Raw genomic sequence first — 6,668 nt, 5'->3', positions numbered from 1 at the left:
ACTTATCGACTGTTAATTGTTAAAGAACTGTATTCGGTTACTGCTTTCGCGCTATCGACAAAGCGTTGTGTTTGTCAGCTGCGAAGAAGGAAGAGTATGAAGCATTTCGCTACGTCCGTCAACACCTTCTTTTTACTGCATCGCCGTTTCCGGTGATCCTCAACTGCGGCATTTGACTGCGCCTCATTGGGGAGGCGAACTATAGCAAAGCCACTCACGGGCAGCAAGCTTTATTTCAGCAATTCTGCAACCGCCATGCCGACATCCGTCGTACTGGCGCTGCCCCCCATGTCCGGCGTACGCGGACCATGCTCGAGCACCTGCTCGATGGCGCGCACAATCGCATCATGCGCCGCCGTGTAATTGGCATCGCCATTGCCGAGGAAGTCCAGCATCATGGCGCCCGACCAGATCATGCCGATCGGATTGGCGATATTCTGGCCATAGATATCGGGTGCGGAACCGTGCACCGGCTCGAAAACGGAAGGAAAAGTGCGCTCCGGATTGATATTGGCCGACGGTGCGATGGCAATCGTCCCCGTGCAGGCGGGCCCCAGGTCGGACAGGATGTCGCCAAACAGATTCGAAGCGACCACCACGTCGAAACGTTCGGGGCTCAATACAAAGCGGGCCGCCAGGATGTCGATATGGCATTTATCCCAGCGGACATCGGGAAAGCTCGGGCTCATGGCTTCCACCCGCTCATCCCAATACGGCATGCTGATGGCGATGCCATTCGATTTCGTGGCCGATGTCAGGTGTTTTTTAGGCCGGCTTTGCGCCAGCTCAAACGCATACTTCAGGATACGGTCGACACCCTTGCGCGTAAAAACGGATTCCTGCAGCACCGTTTCGCGCTCCGTCCCCTCGAACATGCGCCCGCCCACGGATGAATACTCTCCTTCCGTATTTTCACGCACCACATAAAAATCGATATCGCCCGGCTTTTTATTCGCCAGCGGGCACGGCACACCAGGCATCAAGCGCACGGGACGCAGATTCACGTATTCGTCGAATTCGCGGCGGAATTTCAACAGCGAACCCCATAAGGAGATGTGGTCGGGCACCTTGTCCGGCCAGCCCACGGCGCCAAAATAGATGGCGTCGAAATCCTTGAGCTGGGCAAACCAGTCCGAGGGCATCATTTGCCCGTGTTCCAGGTAATAGTCGCAATTGGCCCATGCCATCGTCGTGAACTGCAGGTCGATATTGAAACGGCGCGCGGCGGCCTCGACGACACGCAGCCCTTCCGGCATGACTTCATTGCCGATGCCGTCGCCGGCGATGACTGCGATTCGGTGTGTGGGCATGGGGTTCTCCTGTTATAGATAGATGCTAGATGGATGCATTGATGATACTGGCACCGCATGAGAATACAATCGGGTAATTCATAACCCAAGTATTCACATTTCGTAGTCAATCAATGAAACATACGCCGCTGCTGGAAGACTTACGCCTGTTTTGCCAGGTTGCCCATAAAACCAGCTTCGCCGGCACAGCCTTGGAACTGGGCATTTCCAAGGCCGTCGTCAGCAAGCGCATCGGCATGCTGGAAGCGGCGCTGCAAGTACGTTTGCTGCACCGGACCACTCGCCGGGTCAGCGTCACCGATCACGGCGAGATCGTGCGGCAATGGGCGCAACGCATCCTGGAAGATGTCGAGCAAATGGGTGAAGCGGTAGCGCAGTCGAAACTGCAGCCGCAAGGCGTGCTGCGCATCTGCTCCAGTTCCGGATTCGGACGCAACCGGCTCGGTCCAGCCCTATCCCAGCTGGCACGGCAGTACCCAGGCCTGAAAATACAGCTGGAATTGCTCGACCGGCCCGTCGACCTGCTGGGCGAAGGTTTCGATCTCGACATTCGCATCGGCGTGGTCCATGAACCGGACCTGATCGCCCACCGTATTGCCAGCAACCAACGCGTACTGTGCGCCGCGCCCGCCTACCTGGCACGACGCGGAACGCCGGACACCCTGGCGCAGTTGCGCGAGCATGACTGCATCGTCATTCGCGAACGCGACCAGGATGGGCGGCGCTGGAAACTGCAGGGACCGCAAGGAGTGGAAACGGTGAAGGTCGACGGACCGCTCTCGGCCAACAATGGCGAGATCGTCCATCAATGGGCGCTGGATGGCCACGGCATCATCTTGCGTTCGGCATGGAATGTGGAAAGCAGCCTGGCGCAAGGCAAGCTGGTGCGCATTTTGCCCGCGTATAAGCAGGCGGCCGACGTGTGGGCGGTGACCACCTCGCGGCTGTCGAACTCGGCCAAGGTCAGGGCCTGCGTGCAGTGTCTGGAGCAGTGGCTGCAAGCCCGTGCCTGATAATCGACACCAGGTATCTACACCAGGCGCGCCACATCCGGATACAGGCGCGCCAAGGTATCGGAGGTGATGGACGACAGGAGGGGCAGCACGCGCTCGGCGGCTTGCTCCGGCGACTTTTCCCGGCGCACGTCTTTCCACAGCTCGGCCAGAGCAGCGTCATGGCGCGCTACCGCCTGCTCGACCTCATCCTGCCAGAAGGCCGGCGCCTCGCTTTCGACAAAGTTGCCGCGGCCACGGCCAAAGTGCGCCACCGCCAGGTAACGCAGCACGCCCGCCACTACCAAGGTCCGCAAAAAGGCATCGGTAAATTGCATCGTGGGCTCATTGCGGTCCGTACCTGAATTAAAACCCCAGGCTGCGCCGGCAAACGTCAGCGCGCCGACCACGCCGCCAAGCAAGGCCCCCGTACCCAAGGTCAAGCCGCCGGAAATCAGGTCGGCCGATAGCCCCGTCGCGGCACCGGAAATCATGGCGCCCAAGAGCCCCGCTTGCGCCTTGTCGATCGGCGCGCGCACGGCGAAATTTTCCCGTATCCGGCTATTAATCTTATGCGCGTCGGTCGGATCGAGTTTGTGCAAGATCAACAGTTCACGCGTAGTCACGCTGCTGTGCGTATTGAGGCGCGCCACCAGGCTGGCCATGGCCTTTTCTTGGCGTTGCTGCTCTGCATTCTTGCCGATCCCCACGACCTGCAAGGCCGATTTCAGCAAACCCCTGGACGCCGGCTCGATGGCCTCGCGATCTTGCCCAGCCACGGCCAGCTGCGTAGCCAGCAAATGCATGGCCTGCTGGAAACGCGCCGTATTTTGTGTTTGCCAGGTAGCAAATAACCGCGCGTAGCCAGCTTGCTGTGACTGCGGTAACAATTTACCCACGGCTTCGTAAAACACGCGCTCATGTACCCAGCAGCGGGCAAAGGCATCGAGCGCCAGGACGTCGCGCACGATCGGATACTGCTGCAAATGCTCGCGCCAGCGCGCCTGCTCACCGTGCTCCTCATTACCCGGACGCGGCGGTCCCATCTGATTGAGCAAGACCACCACCGGCTTGTCCAGCCAGGCGAGGATTTTCATTTCCGCCGGCAAGTAGCCCGCGTCCCGGGGATTTTCAGAGGAGTTGACCAGGTACAGCACCACGTCGGCAGAGTCCTTGGCCGTGCGCAACGCTTGCTGGCTGAGCCAGAACGGGCGGTCGCGATAACGGTCCAGCACTTCGCGCAGGAACCAGCCGATGGGATTGCCGGACTGCCCCAGGCGCTTGAGCAGGCGCACGGAGTCGCCGAAGCCTGGCGTATCCCATAATTGCAGGGCATCACCCTGCGGTGTCGCCAGCAAGGTATGCGATTCCGCAAACACGGTCACGTGGGCGGCGTCGCGCACTTCGCCGATATCCACACCCACCAGGGTACGCGCCAGTGTCGTCTTGCCATTGTTCGTGTGCGAAATCAGCGCGAACTGAATCTGCACCGCATCATCCTGCACTTCTTTATTCACATTCACACTCATGCTGCTGCCGATACTTTCAGCCCGACACCAGCATCGAGCGGGTGCAAGGCAGGATTGAGTAAATTGACCAGGGTGGCCGTGGTTTTGTGGAACTGGCAGAATTGCTGCCACAAGGCGACTCGTTCCGCCAGGCGCGCGCCATTATCCACCTGCTCGCCCACGCGCTCCAGATAGCTGGACTCGTCGATCAGGACGGCGATGCCACGTGTCGACGATTGCACCAGGTAATCGAGGAAGGCGCCATGATTTTCCTTTTCCGGCGTCGCCGTCAGGTTGAACAGCACGGCCGTGATATTGACTTGCGGATCATTCAGGTCCGTGCCGCGCAGAACGTCCTGCGGCTCTTCGCCATACGACGTCGACGGACGCAGCATCATGCGCCCTTGCTCGCCGAACAGCATGATGGACAACTGGCCCAGGCCCTTGTGGCGCGCCTCATCGACAGTAAAGCTGTATGGCAAGACGCGCAGCATGCCGCCCGTGGCCACGCCGATGCTTTCATTGAGCTTGCGGAAATACGGTTGATCGAGATCCAACGGGAAGTGCCTGGTCAGGCGCGCGGCGCGCCAATTATTGAGCAATGCCAGGATCAGGCGGGGAACGACCACCAGCAGGAAAATCGTTGCCGCATACAAATGCACCCAGCGCGCGCCACCTTCGACGGTCGTCGTTTGCGGGAAACGCAGCGCTTCGATTTCCGCCAGCGAAAAGCCTTGCAAATGAAACAGGGCAATAGCCGGCGCAAACAGGGTTGAAAGCAGGCTGTGCACCTGGCCGGCACTCAAAAAGGTGCTTTCCCAACCAGCTGCGTATTGCGACAGGAAACCGCGCGCATACAACGAGGCGACGGCGCCGATGGCAAACATGGCGGCGCTCAAGTGGATGGTACGGCTCAGGCGCGCGGCCGTCAGCTTGGCGCTCAGGTGCGCCCATTCCCCCATGAAGCTGAGCAAACCCGAGGACAAAGCGTGCGGCAACTTGCGCGGCAAGGCCAGGCGGCCCACGCTCAGGTGGCGCACCAGCCCTGCTTTCGGCCAGCCGAGGGAATGCGAGGGGATGCATAGCCAGATCAGCAAGCCCAGGTAGACCAGTACGTTCCACGCAATGATCAGCAGCAAGGGCGCCGACAGCAGATCCACGCGATGGGGATCCGTGATGCGGTCGAGCCCGGCGCCCAGCAGCAGGGCCAACAAGGGCAAGGCCAGCGCCAGGGCTTTCATGCCGTTACGGCGTTTCGCGAAAGCGGCGAAGGCAGGCGTGCGTTCGGTGATGCGCTTGAGGATCAGTTCGGAGCGCTGCTGCAGGAAATCGTCACCCGTCACTTCGGCCTGCTTGCCCGAAGCTTGCCACTGCGCAAGCTCACGCGCGCTGCGGCTGGCATACATGCGGTCATCCTCGCTGAGGACTTCTTTTTTCTGGTCGGCCGTCTCGATAGCACGGACCAATACCACTTCTCTCGCAATCTGCTCGTTCATGGTGCTCCTGTTTTTGTATGAAACGACAACTAGACAGGCAGATTGTGACGTACTTTTATGTTTCAGGCCAACGCGTCCTCGGCCTGGAGCAGATTATGCAGCAGATATATCAGGAAAGAGGCGATCCAGGCAGACCACAAGGTGTGCGTGAAAAATTGCGTACCTTGCAACTGTTGCTGCCAGCCTGCCGCCAAACCGCACAGCAGCATGACGCCAGCGAGCAAAAACGCCGTGCGTGGCCGTCCGGGCAGGCAAAACAATGGCAAGGCCAGCATCCACCAGGCAGTGTTCGCCTGCATGGTGGGCAGGCAAACCATGGCAGATGCATTGGCGGGCAATGTTTCCAGCAGGCGCGTGTATGGCGCCAGTCCGCCATAGCGCAGCAAATCCGTGGGGCAAGGCACATCGCTGAAAGAAGAGAGCAAGTAAATGCTTAGCGGCACCAAGACGACCGACAGGGCCACGACGCGCAAGGCGCTGCGGCGTGAGGCCAGCCGAGCCAGCGGATGCAAGGTGTCCCAGATAGCCAGGCAGATCATGGCGCAGCCAAGCGAGATCATGCCGAGCTGGAAATTGCCCGCCCACGCGCTGCCCGTGCCGGCAAATTGCCCACGCGTCCCGTCGAACATGCTGTCGGCGATCATGAGATCGAGGTTGCTGTAATTGCCGATCCAGAGTATCAGCATGGCCGACAGCATCAAGACGCTATCGATGCCTTTGGGAGTTTTGACGAGTTTAAGCTTGGCCAACATGGATGCACACATTTACTTGATGGGATGAAAGGGACTGGTCGCCCAAGGGCAACAGCCATGCAAGCCATCGTACAGTGTGAATATGAAGAGAACATGACGGTGCCCGCAGTTAGCAACATGGGCCGGGCAAGATAGGCATTTTTGCGGCACACTTCCCCCCGCAAAAAGCGCTCGCGAGCAATAACTTCGCGCAACTTCGCCGTACGCACGACAAAAAGCCCACGCCAGACAAAAACGCCAGACGTAAAAAAACCCCAACCGGATCACCGGAAGGGGTTTTTTCGAATAACAAGCCTGACGATAACCTACTTTCACACTGGTTGCAGCACTATCATCGGCGCAAAGTTGTTTCACGGTCCTGTTCGGGATGGGAAGGGGTGGGACCAACTTGCTATGGTCATCAGGCATAACTTGTACTGGCGTTTGTCTCCTGTAGGACGACAAAGCCTGAATCTGGAAGAAGCAAAGATTGGGGTAATGAATAGTTGTATCAACACACACGCAACGTTGTACCGTCTTATCCTCTGTACCTGCTAAGGTTATAGGGACAAGCCGTACGGGCAATTAGTACTGGTTAGCTTAATGCATTACTGCACTTCCACACCCAGCC

The 6,668-nt window shown here is 59.0% G+C and carries 5 protein-coding genes and 1 rRNA gene; 1 reads left to right on the top strand and 5 read right to left on the bottom strand.

The window, feature by feature from the left end; translation table 11 throughout:
• Window positions 1-230: 230 nt before the first annotated feature.
• Window positions 231-1,310, bottom strand: a complete 1,080-nt coding sequence (locus tag O3299_RS28050) for a tartrate dehydrogenase (RefSeq protein ID WP_305063673.1) — start codon at window positions 1,308-1,310, stop codon at window positions 231-233.
• Between the two features lie 113 nt (window positions 1,311-1,423).
• Between O3299_RS28050 and O3299_RS28045 the strand changes: the two genes are divergently transcribed.
• Window positions 1,424-2,323, top strand: coding sequence for a LysR family transcriptional regulator (locus O3299_RS28045; protein ID WP_305054756.1), 900 nt, complete (start codon window positions 1,424-1,426; stop codon window positions 2,321-2,323).
• 17 nt (window positions 2,324-2,340) lie between these two features.
• On the opposite strand, the gene O3299_RS28040 is transcribed toward O3299_RS28045, so the two are convergent.
• The 4 genes from O3299_RS28040 to rrf all read right to left on the bottom strand — a co-directional run bounded on the left by O3299_RS28040 (window position 2,341) and on the right by rrf (window position 6,463).
• A complete protein-coding gene (locus O3299_RS28040) occupies window positions 2,341-3,831 on the bottom strand; it encodes a DUF3482 domain-containing protein (protein WP_305054757.1) in 1,491 nt (496 codons plus the stop codon).
• Window positions 3,828-5,306, bottom strand: a complete 1,479-nt coding sequence (locus tag O3299_RS28035) for a DUF2868 domain-containing protein (RefSeq protein WP_305054758.1) — start codon at window positions 5,304-5,306, stop codon at window positions 3,828-3,830. The genes O3299_RS28040 and O3299_RS28035 overlap by 4 nt, the downstream gene beginning before the upstream one ends.
• A gap of 62 nt (window positions 5,307-5,368) precedes the next feature.
• Window positions 5,369-6,058 carry an acid phosphatase gene (locus O3299_RS28030; protein WP_305054759.1) on the bottom strand — a complete coding sequence of 230 codons (690 nt, stop codon included), beginning with the start codon at window positions 6,056-6,058 and terminating at the stop codon, window positions 5,369-5,371.
• Between the two features lie 292 nt (window positions 6,059-6,350).
• Window positions 6,351-6,463, bottom strand: a 5S ribosomal RNA gene (gene rrf, locus O3299_RS28025).
• Window positions 6,464-6,668: the final 205 nt, after the last annotated feature.

Source organism: Janthinobacterium sp. SUN176 (assembly GCF_030587335.1).
GTDB lineage: Bacteria > Pseudomonadota > Gammaproteobacteria > Burkholderiales > Burkholderiaceae_D > Janthinobacterium > Janthinobacterium kumbetense.
The sequence above is the reverse complement of the archived record's forward strand: the minus strand, read 5'-3'. Positions and strand labels throughout refer to the sequence as shown.

What these genes read in the sequence shown, in the direction of transcription:
- O3299_RS28030 (WP_305054759.1), bottom strand. Translation starts at nt 6,058, where the DNA reads ATGTTGGCCAAGCTTAAACTCGTCAAAACTCCCAAAGGCATCGATAGC.
- O3299_RS28035 (WP_305054758.1), bottom strand. Translation starts at nt 5,306, where the DNA reads ATGAACGAGCAGATTGCGAGAGAAGTGGTATTGGTCCGTGCTATCGAG.
- O3299_RS28050 (WP_305063673.1), bottom strand. Translation starts at nt 1,310, where the DNA reads ATGCCCACACACCGAATCGCAGTCATCGCCGGCGACGGCATCGGCAAT.
- O3299_RS28040 (WP_305054757.1), bottom strand. Translation starts at nt 3,831, where the DNA reads ATGAGTGTGAATGTGAATAAAGAAGTGCAGGATGATGCGGTGCAGATT.
- O3299_RS28045 (WP_305054756.1), top strand. Translation starts at nt 1,424, where the DNA reads ATGAAACATACGCCGCTGCTGGAAGACTTACGCCTGTTTTGCCAGGTT.